This window comes from Acetobacterium sp. KB-1, assembly GCF_003260995.1.
In the GTDB taxonomy this organism is placed as follows: Bacteria; Bacillota; Clostridia; order Eubacteriales; family Eubacteriaceae; genus Acetobacterium; species Acetobacterium carbinolicum.
Map to the genome: position 1 here is coordinate 1,355,644 of NZ_CP030040.1, position 17,045 is coordinate 1,372,688.

Annotated in this window: 15 protein-coding genes; 5 read left to right on the forward strand and 10 right to left on the reverse strand. The window is 38.0% G+C overall.

Annotation, left to right across the window (positions count from 1 at the left end; genetic code table 11):
• Positions 1-386: 386 nt before the first annotated feature.
• The gene (locus DOZ58_RS18510; protein WP_162624456.1) at positions 387-533 is read left to right on the forward strand and encodes a hypothetical protein; all 147 of its coding nucleotides are present in this window, start codon (positions 387-389) and stop codon (positions 531-533) included.
• A gap of 55 nt (positions 534-588) precedes the next feature.
• Here DOZ58_RS18510 and istB read toward each other — a convergent pair whose 3' ends face one another.
• On the reverse strand, positions 589-1,377 hold the full coding sequence (gene istB / locus DOZ58_RS06240) for an IS21-like element helper ATPase IstB (RefSeq protein WP_111887536.1): 789 nt from the start codon (positions 1,375-1,377) through the stop codon (positions 589-591).
• Positions 1,371-2,615: an IS21 family transposase gene (istA, locus tag DOZ58_RS06245; protein WP_111887535.1), complete on the reverse strand. Its 1,245-nt coding sequence runs from the start codon at positions 2,613-2,615 to the stop codon at positions 1,371-1,373. The genes istB and istA overlap by 7 nt, the downstream gene beginning before the upstream one ends.
• 140 nt (positions 2,616-2,755) lie before the next feature.
• Here istA and DOZ58_RS06250 point away from each other — a divergent pair, with 140 nt between their 5' ends.
• Entirely contained in the window at positions 2,756-3,583 is an 828-nt protein-coding gene (locus tag DOZ58_RS06250; RefSeq protein WP_242988546.1) for an ATP-binding protein, read from the forward strand.
• A gap of 438 nt (positions 3,584-4,021) precedes the next feature.
• Here the strand turns inward: DOZ58_RS06250 and DOZ58_RS06260 are convergent, their stop codons facing one another.
• From DOZ58_RS06260 to DOZ58_RS06285, 7 genes are all read right to left on the reverse strand, one after another.
• The gene (locus tag DOZ58_RS06260) at positions 4,022-5,602 is read right to left on the reverse strand and encodes a hypothetical protein (RefSeq protein ID WP_111887537.1); all 1,581 of its coding nucleotides are present in this window, start codon (positions 5,600-5,602) and stop codon (positions 4,022-4,024) included.
• Entirely contained in the window at positions 5,568-6,566 is a 999-nt protein-coding gene (locus DOZ58_RS06265; protein WP_204355484.1) for a TnsD family Tn7-like transposition protein, read from the reverse strand. Before DOZ58_RS06265 ends, DOZ58_RS06260 begins: the two co-directional genes overlap by 35 nt.
• 4 nt (positions 6,567-6,570) lie before the next feature.
• A complete protein-coding gene (locus tag DOZ58_RS18665) occupies positions 6,571-6,873 on the reverse strand; it encodes a hypothetical protein (RefSeq protein WP_204355485.1) in 303 nt (100 codons plus the stop codon).
• Positions 6,874-6,948: 75 nt separating this feature from the next.
• Positions 6,949-8,102 (reverse strand): IS3 family transposase gene (locus tag DOZ58_RS06270; protein ID WP_256372205.1). Its coding sequence is split into 2 segments (ribosomal slippage): positions 6,949-7,820 and positions 7,820-8,102, totalling 1,155 coding nucleotides; the frame shifts between segments, so codons are not numbered across the junction.
• Between the two features lie 154 nt (positions 8,103-8,256).
• Complete coding sequence (locus DOZ58_RS06275; protein ID WP_111887539.1) at positions 8,257-9,831, reverse strand: ATP-binding protein; 1,575 nt, start codon at positions 9,829-9,831, stop codon at positions 8,257-8,259.
• A 103-nt stretch (positions 9,832-9,934) separates the two neighbouring features.
• Positions 9,935-12,082: a Mu transposase C-terminal domain-containing protein gene (locus DOZ58_RS06280; RefSeq protein WP_162624457.1), complete on the reverse strand. Its 2,148-nt coding sequence runs from the start codon at positions 12,080-12,082 to the stop codon at positions 9,935-9,937.
• Complete coding sequence (locus DOZ58_RS06285) at positions 12,066-12,764, reverse strand: TnsA endonuclease N-terminal domain-containing protein (RefSeq protein WP_111887541.1); 699 nt, start codon at positions 12,762-12,764, stop codon at positions 12,066-12,068. The genes DOZ58_RS06280 and DOZ58_RS06285 overlap by 17 nt, the downstream gene beginning before the upstream one ends.
• 359 nt (positions 12,765-13,123) lie before the next feature.
• Here DOZ58_RS06285 and DOZ58_RS06290 point away from each other — a divergent pair, with 359 nt between their 5' ends.
• The 3 genes from DOZ58_RS06290 to DOZ58_RS19075 are packed head-to-tail and all read left to right on the forward strand — an operon-like array spanning position 13,124 to position 14,879.
• The gene (locus DOZ58_RS06290) at positions 13,124-13,621 is read left to right on the forward strand and encodes a transposase (RefSeq protein ID WP_111887542.1); all 498 of its coding nucleotides are present in this window, start codon (positions 13,124-13,126) and stop codon (positions 13,619-13,621) included.
• The gene (locus tag DOZ58_RS06295; protein ID WP_111887543.1) at positions 13,618-14,703 is read left to right on the forward strand and encodes an IS3 family transposase; all 1,086 of its coding nucleotides are present in this window, start codon (positions 13,618-13,620) and stop codon (positions 14,701-14,703) included. Before DOZ58_RS06290 ends, DOZ58_RS06295 begins: the two co-directional genes overlap by 4 nt.
• Before the next feature lie 44 nt (positions 14,704-14,747).
• Positions 14,748-14,879 carry a hypothetical protein gene (locus DOZ58_RS19075; RefSeq protein WP_256372206.1) on the forward strand — a complete coding sequence of 44 codons (132 nt, stop codon included), beginning with the start codon at positions 14,748-14,750 and terminating at the stop codon, positions 14,877-14,879.
• A gap of 310 nt (positions 14,880-15,189) precedes the next feature.
• Here DOZ58_RS19075 and glmS read toward each other — a convergent pair whose 3' ends face one another.
• Positions 15,190-17,013, reverse strand: coding sequence for a glutamine--fructose-6-phosphate transaminase (isomerizing) (glmS, locus tag DOZ58_RS06300; protein ID WP_111887544.1), 1,824 nt, complete (start codon positions 17,011-17,013; stop codon positions 15,190-15,192).
• Positions 17,014-17,045: the final 32 nt, after the last annotated feature.

Below are 17,045 nucleotides of genomic sequence, written 5' to 3' on the forward strand. Positions count from 1 at the left end.
CCAATAAAGACATGTGCAAAAAATAACTTTGGCGGCCAGATGGATGCCATTACTATTTATTAACACATTTTACTAGATAAGGGGGGCGGACTGAGAGCGCACGGCTGCGGCGGGGCTGGCCTTCCAACAGTATAACAACATGGCTGCCGACGGGCTGGTAAGGAGCACACCAACAATGCTCTGTTTCTGGCCTTAAATTCACTTATTGAAGAAATTCAAATCGGAGAAAGCCAGTTGGAAACAGCGGAGCTTCTTAAAGACTTTACCCCTCATGAATGCGCCTGCAGTTGCAGCTGCGGACTGGATCTAGTGAACAGTCTGAAAGATTTTGACCAGGATCTCCGGAACGTTTTCGTCAGGCCCCTGACCATCTCATCCGGAGCCCGGTGTCCGCCGGTCAACCGGGATGCCGGCGCGTTCCCGATTCCTGCCACTTAACCAGCGAGGCCTTTGATGGTTATTTCGCCGGTCATATGAATGCAGGGGTGATGGAAGCCATGGCCGATTTTGCCGTTGCCGGGGCGTTGGGGTGATCCGCTTTCCCGATGTCAATACCGTTTTAAAACTTCCCAAAATAAACGGTAAAAATTACCCATTAGCATCGTTCGATTCGTTTTCATATAGGCTGACATCATAAAAGCCAGCCTTTTTCTTTTCCCTAATCCGATAGCTGTCACCTTTGATATTGATCGTTGTGGAATGATGCAGCAGTCGATCCAGGATCGCCGTTGCAACGACATTATTTCCGAACACATCACCCCAACTACCGTAGGACTTGTTGGAAGTCAGAATGATTGAGCCTTTTTCATAGCGATTGGAAACAATCTGAAAAAAGTAATGAGCCACTTCATCATCCATGGCCGCATAGCCAACTTCATCAATAATCAGGATATTGGGTTTATTCAGTGTTTTAAGTTTGCGATGAATGCGCCCGGAAACAATATTTTCCTGAATCATTGAAATCAGTTCATGTGCACTGAGAAAATAAGCAGTATAGCCACTTTTGATCGCACAAACCGCCAGACCTACGGCCAGATGAGTTTTGCCAACGCCGGGCGGGCCCAAAAACACGACATTTTCGGAACGTTCCACAAAGGCGAGCGTTTTCAGTTCATTTACCTTACGCTGATTGGCACTGGGCTGGAAATCAAAGTCAAATGAATCGATGGCCTTGATATAGGGAAATTTTGCAAGTTTCAAGTTCGTCGTAGTTGTCCGTTCTCTTTTTGCATCAATTTCTGCCCAAAGCAGCTTGTCCAGAAACTCCAAATAGGATATACTATCCTTGGAAGCTTCTTCAGCATGGTGGTCATAAACGGCGGCCATATGCGTGAGATTCAGACGATCAAAAGCTTCCTTCAGGTGATGGGTTACCATATGGTCACCTCACTGACTAAAGAATCATAGACTGCGAGCGGTCTTTGATGCACTTTGGGCGATTGATCTGGAATCATAAGCGGTGCTTTGCGGGCTTTGGCTTTATGGTTTTGACTGTTCAATCCTTCAAAGTGCTTTTTCATTTTTTGAACCTGATGTTTTTGAGCCGGTTTCCGGTAACCTTCAATCAAAGCACCAGTTTCATCATAGATTTCAATCGTTCCATTTCTCAGATCCCGCACACCGACACGGTGACCAACAAAGCGGAAGGGAACGGAAAAATAATTGGACTGATAACTGATCATACAATCATTCATGACCTTCCTGCTGACCAGATCCACAGAAAGAAACGGTTCGGTATTAACGGGTTTCAGCTGTTCTTCCTTCAGTCTATCACGGGGAATTTTGTGAATTGTCTGATGAAGCCTGACGTTACATTTCGTATCCAGCCAGAGTCGAGCCTGTTCATTGAGGTCAGTTAGATCGGAAAAGCTTTTGACTCTGGGCCAGAAGTTGCCGCGTACATATCGGACCCCGCGTTCCACCTTGCCCTTGGAACGGGGCAGATAAGGCCGATGCCGAACCGGAATAAAATGGTGATGCTCGGCAAATCGCAAAAACCGCTGATTCCATTTATCGTTGCCGGTTTTGTGACTGTGGGCAACAACAGTTTTCATATTGTCATACAGAATGCTCTCTGTTACACCACCAAAATAGGCAAATGCCCGTTCATGGCAACCGATTAATGTGTCAAATTTCGAACTCTCCGTAAACTCAAGATAATAATTTCTGGAATGCCCTAAAACCATGATGAAGGCATACAATTTTTTGAGCTTTCCATCGGGCATCGTGACAACGAATTCTCCCCAGTCAACCTGGGCCTGTTTGCCAGGGGGCGTTTCATAGCGGATTGATGCTTTGGCTAACACTTTTTCGCGATATGGTTTCATGAATTCCCGAAGAATCGTCATTTTCCCCTGGTACCCGTCGGCTGCAATTTCATCAAAAATCACAGCGGCATTGACACAGCCTTCATTCATTCGTTCCAGGATATAATCTTTAAACGGATCAAGCTTTCCTTGCCGAAACTGACGTTTCCGATATGCTGGCGGTTCGTTGTGCTTAAGCCAGTTGCTGACCGTTTTTCGATCAACACCCATTTCTCTGGAAATCTGCATGATTGACATTCCCTTGTTCTTTAAACATTTGATCATGTAATACTCCTCAATTGTAATCATTCGGTTGTCCTCCTTATCTTTAAGAAGAAACATACCGTGTTTTTGGGGAATTTTCAACCGTTTATTATGGGTATTTTAACACCGATTTTGACAATACAAACATCTCGAACCGATATTAGCCGCTGGCGAAGATATCCTTTATGCCAAAGACCGGGATGCCGCTCATCAAGCTGAAACAGCGAGTACCACCGGTTTTATCCGTGGGGCATCTTACTACGGCGGTTACGACAATGATTAATGACGAAACCCGACGCAAACTCCGCGAAATTCAGCTTGAGGAAATGATTCAGGTGATTGACAGACAGGCCAAAGATACGATTTATGCCACCCTCTCTTTTGACGAACGCATGAAAATGATTGTTGATTATGTTTATCAGGAAAAGCACAACAAGCGTGTTGCAAGCCTTATAAAACGGGCTCGATTCAGAATTCCGAATGCCGCCATTCAGGATGTTTTCTTTGCTGAACGACATCTTGATAAAGATCTGATTCTGGAAATTGCTACCGGTACTTTTATCAGCAACAATCAGAATATCATCATTTGCGGGTTCACTGGCTCGGGAAAGTCGTATCTGGCTTGTTCCATTGGAAAAGAAGCCTGTAAACAGGGCATTCGCACCCGGTATATTCGCTTGCCCGACCTTCTGATGGAATACGGCGAAGCAAAGAACCAGCCGAATGGGCAAAGCAGGGAACTCAAAAAATATACGAACTATCCCTTATTGATCCTTGATGAATGGCTAATTACTGATCTTTCTGATGATGAACTCCATTTTCTTTTTGAACTGGTCGAACGCCGTTATGACAACGGTGCTACCATTTTCTGCACGCAGTATAAGATCGAGGAGTGGCATGCTCGTCTCGGTGGTGGTGTTCTGGCTGATTCTATTATGGATCGCATTATACATGGTGCTCACATTGTCAGCTCAGGCAGTATAAATATGCGTGATTTTGTATTAAACCTTTAATGAACCCATTTTAGGGAATGCCGGTATTACCGGTATCATTTTGTGAACCAATGGTATCATCTCAAGTACTGCCAGTATCATTAGCGTGTACTGGCGGTACTCTTAGCGTGAAATAATCAATAAGTCTCAATTAATTGCGGGTATTAAAATGAATATATCATGTTAAAATTATTTTAGGTTGAGATCGCTCAAATTAAAACACACTACATTATGAAGGAGATGATCTTTGAGTATCTGGAAACGTTTTATAATACAACCCATATCCATAGTCATTGCGACTATATGTCGCCGGATTACTTTGAAAAACTTTTTACTAAAACGCAAAATGAAAATTTACGAATAGCAGGTTAAAATGTGGGTGTCAAATTTCGTCTCCTCGTTTCAATTTGTACTAAACTTGACATAGGACCAACTCTCTTAAAGATTTGAAATAGCATATTAAAACTCATTAATCTTACTTGAAAAATAGATTGAGTTCTTTTCTATGCTTCTTTTTTTATAATGCTTTGCCTTAATAATCTTACAATTATACATTTTCTGAATCACATCTAACTCCTTATTATTCCAAGCACCGTTGTTTTCCAATGCCAATTTTATCAATGCGATGGAAATTAATTTTTCTGAATTTTTTGAGCATTGATAAATCAACGTTGACAATGATTTGCTTTCTTGTTCAAACTCAATTATTTCGACATAATTGAGTTTCCGAGTAATGAAATTTGCAGTTAAGTACTTCCTATTAGTCTTTCCATCATCTAAGGTTGTAAATAACTTATTTTTCGTCAAATCATTTGAAAGATCACTGATATTGATGTGTAACTCATTAATGAATCCATTTGTTTGTAATATACTTAGTGTTCTCTTAAGCTTATTCAAATCATCATCAACTAAATCAATTTCATCTTCAAAACTTTTTTCCAGAAGAATCGCCTTGGCCACTGCTTGACCTCCTGTATCAGTTGCAGTTACTTCTTCAACTTTCTCAAAAGAATGATCAGCATTAACGTTTCTATGACCGACTATATTTCCTCCAAGCAAATCTTCTCTTTCTACTTTCTCTCTGATTAACTTAAGGATATCTTCATAGTCTTGGTAGATGAGTTCCGATACATTTAATTCATCAGCAAATCTTGTTGAACCATTAGCTTCATTTGTTAATAACAAAGTGTCTGACATATCATAAGTGTTTATTGCAATTTTATCGATTTGATTGTTATTATCTTTTTTGAAACTTGGATGAAAAACATGTACGACTTCTTCATTAATTTTTTTTGTGTTAATAGATCGTATTTCACGTACAATAATTTTTCCATTTACTACTGTTGCAATAGCATTTATAGAAATTGGCTTATTATACTTCCACTTAAAAAACAGCCTTGAATCTTTGAAATGATTCATAGAGCACTGCGCAAACATGTCCATAATTTCTTGATTTTCAAACAGCCAAAGAAGATCTTTTAATATTGAGGTTCTAATATATTTATTATCAAACGTGGAAAATAAATTCAAGTTCAAATTTTTTTCTATGCGTTCAAATTGATAATATGCTGCGAGTGTATTTGGTTCCAGAAGTCGATATAACAAAAAAATATTTGGCGCTAATAAGCCCCGTATCAACTCAATGATGGGTATAATAATTTTTTGTTTTGATTTTTTTTGTTTTGTCTTGAAAATAATACTTTTACCTTTAGTAGCTGTCCCTTGAATCACCACATCTTTTTCATAATATAAAGTCTCACATGGTTCTATTTTAATTTTCATTATTGAAACTTCATCACTTCCACTAAAAGATTCGCTAATTATGCCATTTTTATATGATCTTTGTAATCTTAAAAGAGGAAGCAGACCCCAATTTAATACAATTTTCTCAGTTTTATTTTTACCATTAAAAAACACATCCATAACAAATTGTTTTTCAGAATCCCTATATGGATCTCCAATCCAAATTAATTTTGCATACTCATCCTTATCAAATGGCCATACTTTATTTGGAAGAATAAGTGGTTTCACTTTTTTCATCGATTTCTCTTTCTTTCATTTTGAGATAATTTTCCAATTCAAGTTTGATTCCTAAGAAATGTTCCGTCCGAATACCTGCTTTCCGTTGAATTTCCCACATTCTTATTCTTTTATCTTCAGAATAGGCTTCATCAATCACACGAACTGCTCGACGAATTTGAAATTCTTTTTTGCTTTCGATCATCTGATCTAATAATAATTTAGTTTTAGGTAAGTTTTCTAAATTATTATCAAGTGAAGACTTTATACCAATTATTGTTCCAATTAAAGAACGCGTAACTCTTTTTGGCTTATCAAATTCTAAAATCTTTGTCACTACATCCAAGATTTTGTTTTTATACTCTTCATCTCGCTTTTCCCAATCGACTCTCTTATAATTTTTGGCAACTACTACTTTTTTTACTTTTGGAACTATACTCTTTTCTGATTTCAGCTCTTTCTTTATACTTTCTTTGGTGTTTATCATATTTTCATCATCTAATAAATGCTTCTTGACTGTTTGACGATCAACCTCTAATTGTTTTGCCGTCTCAGTAAATGATTTATTTTGCAAATACATAGTTCTTGCTGTCTGTGCCCAGATCGGACCAAATATCTTAATCCGTCCAATAGTATATTCATCTTGGATATTTTTGTCAGGGCCTTTCCTTGAATAAACGAATCCACATAGTGGACATGTAAATGTGCCAACCGGTTTTCCGGATCTATAATCACGTGTGACTTGGATAAGCTTAATTACACGTTTTCCATAATGATTAGAGGCTCTGTTTAAACAGCGCCAATCACCTTTTCCAAAAGGTTCATAATCAACATTCAAATCAAAAAAAGAGTTGATACTCTGGCCCAAAAAATCCAAAAATAATAAATGTCTGATGGGATGAGTACTTCTTCGCCCTTTTCTAGTCAATACTCGCAACCAATTGAATTCCATATCAGGATCAATATCAGATTCAAATGTTTGCAATATATTATTTAGAATACGACTTAATAAATTGCTCATATAAGTCATTTTGCCGTACTTGTCCACTGAGTGTTAATAGCTCTTTTTCGTTTAAAAGATCTCTATATCTATTTTTTACATTGTTTAAATCTAGTAGATCAAACGGTTGATAAAGCATTTCATAGGACATTTTGGCTAATTTGATATTTATTTCAGTTTGCCGTGGGTTTGTACATAATGAAAGCTGTCTAAAATCCATTCTTTCTGGATCAAAACGAATAAAATCAAGTCTTCTTGTTTTTTGGTTCAAACTCAATGGGTACTCACGCAATGCAATAGTATAATGTACACGCTTGTCAAGACACGAAATTAGAAATTTTTAGATAAATCTCCTTTCGCGTTTTGATTAGGCAGCCAATGCCATATTTTCATAGAATACAGCTGCCGGTGTTTTGTAATTGAATCGCTGGTGACCTCGCTCATTGTTATATTTAGCGATGTATTCCTTTGTCATGGCTCTCACTTCAGTGACGGTTTCCGGGTACAGCAAATACAGGCGTTCCCATTTATATGATCGAAAAAACCGTTCAATGGCAATATTGTCGGTAGCACGGCCTTTACCGTCCATGCTGATTTTTGTCGTTTTAAAGCTTTTAATCAGGTCAATATAGGCATTTGACGTAAACTGACTGCCCTGGTCACTGTTAATGATCTCAGGTGCACCATAGGTTTGAATGGCGGTTTTTATAACACGGGTGACCATGTCGGTTTGCAAGGTGTTGCTGATGGTGTATCCCACAATATAACGGGAATACCAGTCAATAATAGCGGTTAAATACACAAATCCATTTGGGGTTCCTATATAAGTAATGTCAATGGACCACACCTGATTCGGTTGGTTAATTTCAAGATTTCTCAGCAGGTAGGGATAAGTTTTGGCTGCTTTGGCTCGCTTACTCAGATTGGGGCCGGGATAGAAACAAACAATATCCATTTCCATCATATAACGCCTGACAAGACGCCTGCCTACTTGATGAAAGCCCAGTTTATGCAATTCATTCCTGATTCGTCTGACGCCATAGGCTGGCTCCTCAAAATGAATACGATCAATGGCGTTTTTGATATTGATTTCATCTTTGGATGGCGCAACATCTATGGGTTCATGATAAGCTGTTGATCGCGATAGCGTCAGAAGTTGGCACTGTTTTTTTATGGTTAAGAAAGGGTGCTTCCAATCAATTAACGTTCTTTTTTCTTCATTTGAGAGATTTGGATTTGTTTTTTTTTAAGCCAATCGACATCCAATGTTAATTCGCCTATTTTCTTTACGAGCAGCTCCTTTTCATCTTCATGCTCTTGTTTGAGTTTGTCAACATCTTCATTTTTCTTATTGAAGACGGCGGACATATTGGCGATAAATTCGGTTTTCCAGCGGCTTAATAATTGCTGAGATACATCATACTTCTTAGAGATCTCGGCTAACGTATTTTCTTCTCTGAGGATTTCCAGCACGAKGGCTGCTTTTTCCTCTGGGGTCCAGGTTCGTCGTTTTCTACTCATGTGTATAGTTTATCTTATTTTCTGGATTTTGTGTCCAACTATTTGTGGACATTATAACATTACCCACATAGTAATGATATCGTGCAATTGCAGAATACAACAATTCATCTTTATAAACAAACGGAAAAAAAGTAAGCATATAATCACCAACTCATTAAAATGGAAATTCTTGTAACGGATTTTTAATAAATCCTCTATTTTCTAAAATTTCGCACAGATCTTTCTTTTCCTTGATTCCACGCTCATAGATTTCTAGAAGTTCTTTCTCAGCGTTTTTAATTAATCTTTCTTTTGAAGCTACTTTTTCAATTGTTCTTTTGTTTTTTCTATCATCATTAATTTTCATTAAATTGATTAACGTACTTCGCATTAATTCTTCATATGTTGATTTTGGATTTGTTTGAACTTCTTTTCTTGCAATTTCTTTTATTTCTATTTGAGCGACCATTTCAAAAATATCCAGTTTTGTTAATTCATGGGTCACCCTATCACAAATATTACATTTCTCATCTTCAAATTGATCTATGTCATATTGATATTTCTTTTGAATAGTATCAATTAATTTAAGGTCAATTTTTGATGTTACATCTCGATAATCCAGAGAAATATCATCATACTGAATGATTTTTTTAAAATCTCGCGAACGTAGAGCCTCAATTTTGGGCTGAACAAGATATAATTCGTCTTTTGCCGTTTGTCTAATCAAAGACACCGTAATTTCTTCCATATTTTGCAATAATGCATTTGTCTGTATCAATCTAAAAAGATTGACAGCAATTGCAGTTATACCTTGACATTCATCATAGAAAGCACGACTCAATTTAGCATTTAATTGGGTATAATTTTTTAAGTATTGTAATTTCCAAAGATCTTCAAGAAACATTTTCCATTCTCTTGAATCTTCTTCCATATTTGACCATTTAACAGTTCCCATACTCGAGCCTCTTCGCGCCTGTCTCAAATTACCAAATAATTGTTCAGCTTGTGGCGTTCCAATTAATACTAGAGGTATCCCTACTGTATTTGCAAGAGTAACAAAGAAATTAAGCATTGTATCATTCTCTTTATTATTAACTAAATGCTGTATTTCATCAATGCATAAAACCCCAACCCCATGCAAACTTGCAACAATAGACATTTGTTGCAGAAGTAAAGAAACTGAACGAGTAGAGTAAACATTTTTTTCGAAATATCGCGTTCTTAAAATGTCATCAACAGCCTTAAAGAAATTTTTACATAATGTATTGAGGCTACCATCATAAGGACAGTCAATTTTTAGCCAGACAATTTGAGTAAGATTGACAGATTTGTCCTTGTATTTGCTATGAATTATTACTTGAGGATACATGAGAAGCAGCTTTTCAACAGCTGTTGTTTTCCCCATACCGGAAACACCAATTACTGGAAAGGCATCTGCCGTTGACCGTAATCCTTCAAACTTCTTTACATAATTCTTTTCGGAAGACTCTTTTTTTAGTAAATCATTTGAGATGTCATTTAATATTCTAATTCTTTCAAGAAAGCTTATTTCCATCGGATTTCTTGCAAGATAACCTTTGCGAATAATCGTCCCTAATTTTGACTCGATTTTTAAATGATTAGTCATAGGTTCAACAAACTCACTTATTCGTTGTATCATGTGACTACGAACTCCAGTAGATTGAGATTTATCTTCATCACTGATTTCTGGTATATTCCTTATTTTTTTCGCGACTTCAATTGGTTCCATAAGTGGTGGTAAGGATTCAATAAAAGGATTTCCATTGTATTAAGCAACTTTTTGTTCTTGATATACTGCTTTTACAACTTCTCCTTTAAGAATTGTTGTTGAATTATTCATTCTCGTCGTTTCCTTTATCTTCATTTTGAATTTTTTCCAAAATATTTAATAAATAGTCATCTTTTGCAACAACTTCTTTCTTATTAAAATAAGAAATAACCTTTCCCTGTCCTCTATTCAGATCATTATCATTTTCAAAATTAAAAGCTTCTATATTTCTGTTGAATGCTTTTTCTTCTGACCTATTTTTTCTGATATTTTTTAAAGTCTTTGACTTCGATATTTTCCCATTTACACTAATTGTATTTTTCTTTTGATTTTCTGCTTTTTTGACGATTTTTGCTATTCTTTCCATAGTATTTACATTTATTTCAGGCTCTTTTTTTCTACCTTCTCGAATTAATTCATTCTCAAGTTCTGAACTATAAGCTATCTCTTCAAAAAAATCTTGTCCATATTGTGCTTGATCAGAAATCAAATAACAAATTTCGTAGTCATTATTTTTTAGTGGAATGTAGATATTTTTCATATTTCTCGGATCATATATAATATCAATCTTTCTTTTCTTCTTTACAAACCATTGTTCCTTAATAGACAATTTAGATGTGTAATGAAGACCTGTAAATTTAATTCCTTTTCGTGTTACAGTTCCTTTAGCTTTAGGAAGAAGACTTAATAAAAATCCTTTTTTATCTGCTTTTCTCAACTGGCTAGTTCCAGCTTTTATGCTATAATTCCATAAGTCAATTGGCCTTGGAACGACCTCATTTATCCTCATGTCTCTGCTTGTTTCATATTTGGACATAATCATTCTATTATTTTCGAGAACCAGCTCAATCATTACCTCTGTAAAAGCATGTAAATCAAGGTTAGCTTTTAAACGGTAATCGACATCTCCTCGCTCTCTGTATTCTTTCATTATCGCGCCAGGTAACTGACGTTTTATTTTACCATTAATTGTCCCAAATTTTCTTTCAACTATTCCCTTCATATCTCCACGATATGGTCTCGTATTCTCAATTGTGATATTAAAATTATTTATTATCCCTTCTGGAAAGTGTCCCATAAATTCTCCTCGATCCGCAATTATGATCGCCGGAATATGATTGCAAGGCCAGTCTTCTTCAGAAATAATAATTCCAAATTCTTTGCAAAATTCAACTTTGTTACTTATCATATTGGCTAACGCCCCTGTTGCTCCAAGTGCAGATGGTCCTTCTAATCCTACGTAAAGACCAGTAATCATCCGAGAGTAAACATCAATAACACCGTATACGACAGGTCGTCCAATTGGCTTATCCCGATGCAAACTACTTACCAGGTAAACATCTGCTATCGTTGCATCAATCTGAAATCTACTTCCTATTCCAAATGTTTCGGATTGAGAATTTGCTGTTAATTCTCTATTGGTGAGCTCATACTTTTTCGAACTCTCTCTTAACGAAATTTCCTGATTTTGATCTCTTATTTTTTCAAAGTAATAACGAAACTGAGAATAAGAAGGTCTTTGACTCTCGTTTTTTAATTTATATTCATTTTTTTTTGTTATCACATGATCACTATAAAAATCTCGTAAAAACAGGTTATATGTGTCAAGAATAGTAAATTTGTTGGCACTTAGATAGTATTTTTTATAAGCGGAAATTATTTGATTTTTTACGACATCGGTGATAATGATTCCCGAACTTTGGATACCTGATAAATCGATATTTCGTTTTCTTCCAGATTTTTTTGTTCCTTTTTTTTCTTTTCCACTCCCTCCTGAATATAACCAATCAGGTAACAGCGCATTCTTTATCATTCCTCTCTGCCAATAACGAGACAATAAAGCTTTTATTTTTGCTACATTATAGCCACTTTGCTCTGCAATAGATGAAATACATTTCCCTCTCGTTTCTTTTTTTAATAATTCTGACATTTTGGGAATACACCACTCCGTTACAAAGATCCAGTCCAAATTTCGTTGGTCAAGCGTCTTTTTAGGGATTCCATCATCTGTATAAGGTAGATTAAATGGATCATCCATTTCAGTATAAAGACCAATAACAAAATTCTGATTCATTATTTCTCTTTCAATTATAAAAGGCATCGCATTTCTTTTTTTCATATTGATAACATAACAACAGTTTTCCTGAATACTTATAATTCTATTTACCTGGTCTTTTTCGTTATCAAAGTAAACTTCAGAGAGATATTGCATTCGAAATATCCTCCACATCAATGAACAAATTATTGTCATGAAATTTGGCAGGAACAGCACTATTAATTTTTTCATACAAATTTACTTCTATCCATTTTGTCGCGATCAAATTGTGATATAGTGCTATCCCGACACCTGGGCAAATACTCATTCGTCGATCAAAATCATTTGTAATTTCAATAAGTGGTATTCCACTTCCTTCTGCAGCATGGAGTTTATCAAGAAAAATCTTTTTTAAATATGTAATTTCGTTTTCATTCAAACCAGACAAGCCTTCGACTTCGCTCAAATCAAACCTGTTTCGAAGAGCTTGCAAATTCAAAATATAGTTGCTATCAATATATTTTTCCGTGATAATACCCCAATTAATATTATTTCTGCGACACCATTCTCGTTCAATTTCGAATTTCTCTAACACTCGTGAATCGTATAAGTCTTTTTCATATTTAGCTGTTCTAAAAATATCGATCGATCCATCTTCAGTCCGTAAAGTTATATTAAAATCTGTTGTCATAACAACCAGTTCCCCGTTTTTAGGATTAGTTGGATGTTTGATGCCGAGTTCATCTGCAATTAATAGGGTTTCTTGAATTGGAAGTAAAGGATACTGTTCACGTATATCCAAAACCCTATCACTGAAATCTAAAATATGTAAAATATTACGTTCTAAATCAGATAACAATTGATGCTCTCTTTTAATTTTTAGCCCTTTAATTCGAGATACCCTTCCACCCTTCGGACCACCAATTACATTAATCCAAGGTTTATATCCATCATAGCTTCCAGATCACTATGTGTTAAGATAGTTGTCAGGTGATTGAATTTACTATATTATAGTAAATATATAAAAGGATAGGAGTATCACATGACACAATACACTATGTGTTAAGATAGTTGTCAGGTGATTGAATTTACTATATTATAGTAAATATATAAAAGGATAGGAGTATCACATGACACAATACACTATGTGTTAAGATAGTTGTCAGGTGATTGAATTTACTATATTATAGTAAATATATAAAAGGATAGGAGTATCACATGACACAATATAGCGATGAATTCAAAGAACATATTATACAGCAGATGTTGCCGCCGATCAGCAAATCAGTTCGTCAGCTGCATAATGAAACCGGTGTTTCAGAGCAGACACTTTTCAAGTGGAAGAAGCAGGCAAAAGCGTCCGGAATGGCAGCACCATCGGGAACAGGAACTTCAGAAGACTGGTCCAGTGAGGATAAATTTCTGATCGTCCTGGAAACAGCCCGTATGAATCAGGCTGAGCTGGCTGAATATAGCCGTGAAAAAGGCCTTTATGTTGAACAAATCGAAGCCTGGCGTGATGCCTGCATCAATGCCAATGGGAGTGTTGCCAATGAATCAAAGAGACTTAAAAAAGATCTAAGCGAATCAAAAAAACAGGTGACCCAACTCAATCGCGAACTGAAGCGAAAGGAAGCAGCATTGGCTGAAACAGCAGCATTACTGGTGCTCAGAAAAAAGGCACAAGCGATCTGGGGGGAGCCCGAGGACGAATGATCCCAACCTCAGATCGCAAAATCGCTGCTGCTTTAATCGAAGAAGCCATTCAAAACGGAGCCCGCCAATTTATGGCATGCCGTGAGCTGAATATCAGCGAACGTACTTTTTCACGCTGGAAAAATCCGGCAACACCGCTGGAAGATCAGCGTCCCGTTGCGATTCGGCCAACTCCCTCCAATAAACTGACACCAGCAGAACGGAAAGAGATAATAAAAGTCGTGAATTCGAAAAAATATCAGAGTCTGCCACCCAGTCAGATTGTTCCCCGTCTGGCAGATGAGGAGGGGCGCTATATTGCATCCGAATCTTCCATATACCGTGTGATGAAAGAAGCCGGCATGAATAATCATCGGGGTCGTTCATCAAAACCTCAGAAGCGCACGATCACAAGCCACAAAGCAACAGGGCCGAATCAGGTCTGGATGTGGGATATCACGTGGCTGCCGGGTCCGGTAAAGGGTTTTCACTATTATCTTTATCTGATTCTGGATCTTTACAGTCGAAAGATCGTTGGCTGGGAAATCTGGCCGGAAGAATCCGCACAAAATGCCAGCATACTTGTTCGAAAAGCAGCGCTTTCAGAAACGATTTCAACCGCTAAACAGCCGCTGGTTCTGCATTCCGATAACGGTAGTCCGATGAAAGGAGCTTCGTTGATGGAAACCCTTCAGAAACTGGGAATTGTTTCATCCAAAAGCAGACCGAGAGTCAGTAATGACAATCCCTATGCCGAATCCATCTTCAAAACCTGCAAATATCGCCCTGATTACCCTTACAAGGGCTTTAAATCAATCCCGGAAGCAAGACAATGGGTTCTGGAATTTACGCATTACTATAATTTTGAACACTGCCACAGTGGGCTTAATTTCCTGACCCCAAATCAGCGGCATACCGGAATGGATAAAGAGATTTTTTCAAACCGCACAGCTGTTTATGAGGCCGCACGGCAGAATAATCCAAACCGCTGGACTAAAAATATTCGCAAGTGGGCTCTGGAAAACGAAGTATGGTTAAATCCTGAAAAAGATGAATCAAATGAAACAAATGAAACCAATGAAACCAATAAGTCAGTCGGTTAATTCAAGAAAAACCGCCAACTATCTTGACAACTACCGTGAATCAAATGAAACAAATGAAACCAATGAAACCAATAAGTCAGTCGGTTAATTCAAGAAAAACCGCCAACTATCTTGACAACTACCGTGAATCAAATGAAACAAATGAAACCAATGAAACCAATAAGTCAGTCGGTTAATTCAAGAAAAACCGCCAACTATCTTGACAACTACCGAGATCCAAAACCTTCTTTTATACCTTTATCTATATATTTAGGGTAGTTTGAAACTTGCATAAAAAGCACCTCCAATAAGTTTATTCTAACTCATTACAGGTGCTTTTTATATATTTTTTTATAGATTTAAGCAAATTTAATTTTTTGTGCAAACTTTTTTAGCTTGATGCAAACTTTCATCACTTTGTGCAAACTTTTTTAACTTTGTGCAAACTTTTTTAACTTTGTGCAAACTTTTTTACACGCCCACAGCTCTTAAAGACGAATCGCTTCTTTACTCAACCGTCACGCTCTTAGCCAGATTTTTAGGTTTATCGACATCACAGCCTCTGGCAACCGCCAGATAATAGGCTAGCAGTTGAAGATAAACAATGGTGGGAATGGCGGTGATATCATCGTCCATTTCTGGAATTACCCACACCTCATCGACCTCTGTGGCAATGTCTTCATGGCCTTCCTGGACAATCGCCAGGACATGGGCGCCTCGAGCCTTGACTTCTTTAATATTGCTAAGCATTTTTTCAAAAACATTTTCTTGGGTGCAAACCGCCACAACGATGGTACCGTCCTCGATTAGTGCGATGGGGCCATGTTTAAGCTCCCCGGCCGCGTAGGCTTCGGAATGAATATAGGAAATCTCCTTGAGTTTTAGCGAACCTTCCATGCTGGTATAAAGATCAACACCTCTACCCATGTAAAAGAGATCATAGATTTTATGATTTTTATCGGCAAACGCTTTAATTACGGCCTGGGTTTCCAGGGCTTTTTCGATGAGTCCCGGGGTCATCATCAAACCATGGCAAATCCGGGAGCCTTCTGCCTTTTCCATTTTCCCGTTAAGTTCTCCTAAAAACGAGGCTAACATCATCATGCAACCCACCTGAGTGACATAAGCCTTAGTCGATGCCACAGCGATTTCCGGCCCGGCATTGGTATAGATCACATCATCGGCTTCCCGGGCGATCGAACTTCCGACCACATTGGTCACCGCTAAAACCCAGGCCCCCCGTTCTTTAGCCAACCGGATAGCAGCCAGCGTATCAGCGGTTTCGCCGGATTGACTGATGACAATCAGTAGAGTGTTTTTATCCACGATTGGATCTTTGTAACGATATTCTGAAGCTGCCTCGGTTTCCACGCTGATCCGGGCAAATTTTTCAAAATAGTATTTGCCCACCATTCCGGCATGATAAGCCGTACCACAGGCAACAATCTGAATGCGGTTGATGTTTTTCATCATCTCGGTATTTAGCTTAAGACCGGCGAAGGTTACGCCACTTTCACAGCATCGGCCCATTAATGTTTCCATCATGGCTTTGGGCTGTTCCACCATTTCTTTAAGCATAAAATGATCATAGCCGCCTTTTTCCGCATCTCCGGGATCCCAATCGACGGCGAAAATCTCTTTTTCGATGATCTCACCATCACTATTCATTACCTGGATAGTGTCGGCGGTAAGCACTGCAATTTCGCCGTTATCCAGCAGATAAACTTCCCGGGTATAGTTTAGAATCGCCGGAATATCAGAAGCGATAAAATTCTCGCCGTCTCCCAAACCCACAATCAGGGGGCTATCTTTGCGCACGGCCACAATTTTATCCGGTTCATTGGCGCAAAGAACTCCCAACGCATAAGAACCCTTTAGCTGCTGCATCGCCATTTGAATCGTCTTGACAATGTCCCCGGTATACAGCTCATTAAGCAAATGAGCCACTACTTCCGTATCAGTGTCGGAAACAAACACGTGGCCCCTATCTTTAAGCTCGTTCTTCAATGCCATATAATTTTCAATGATGCCATTGTGCACGACGGCAATCTCTTGATTAACACTGGAATGGGGATGGGCATTGGCATCAGAAGGAACCCCATGGGTCGCCCAGCGGGTATGGCCAATGCCAACCTGGCCGGAAAGGGGTGCTTTTTCCAGAGCATCTTCCAGATTTATAAGCCGTCCCTTTTTCTTTTCGATCCGGATGACGTCATTTTCCAGCGTTGCAATTCCGGCCGAATCATAGCCCCGGTACTCCAACCGGGAAAGACCGTTAATTAAAACGTCCTGAGCCTGCTTAGCTCCGATATAACCTACTATTCCACACATTTTTTCACCTGTTTTCTTTTTTTATGCCATCT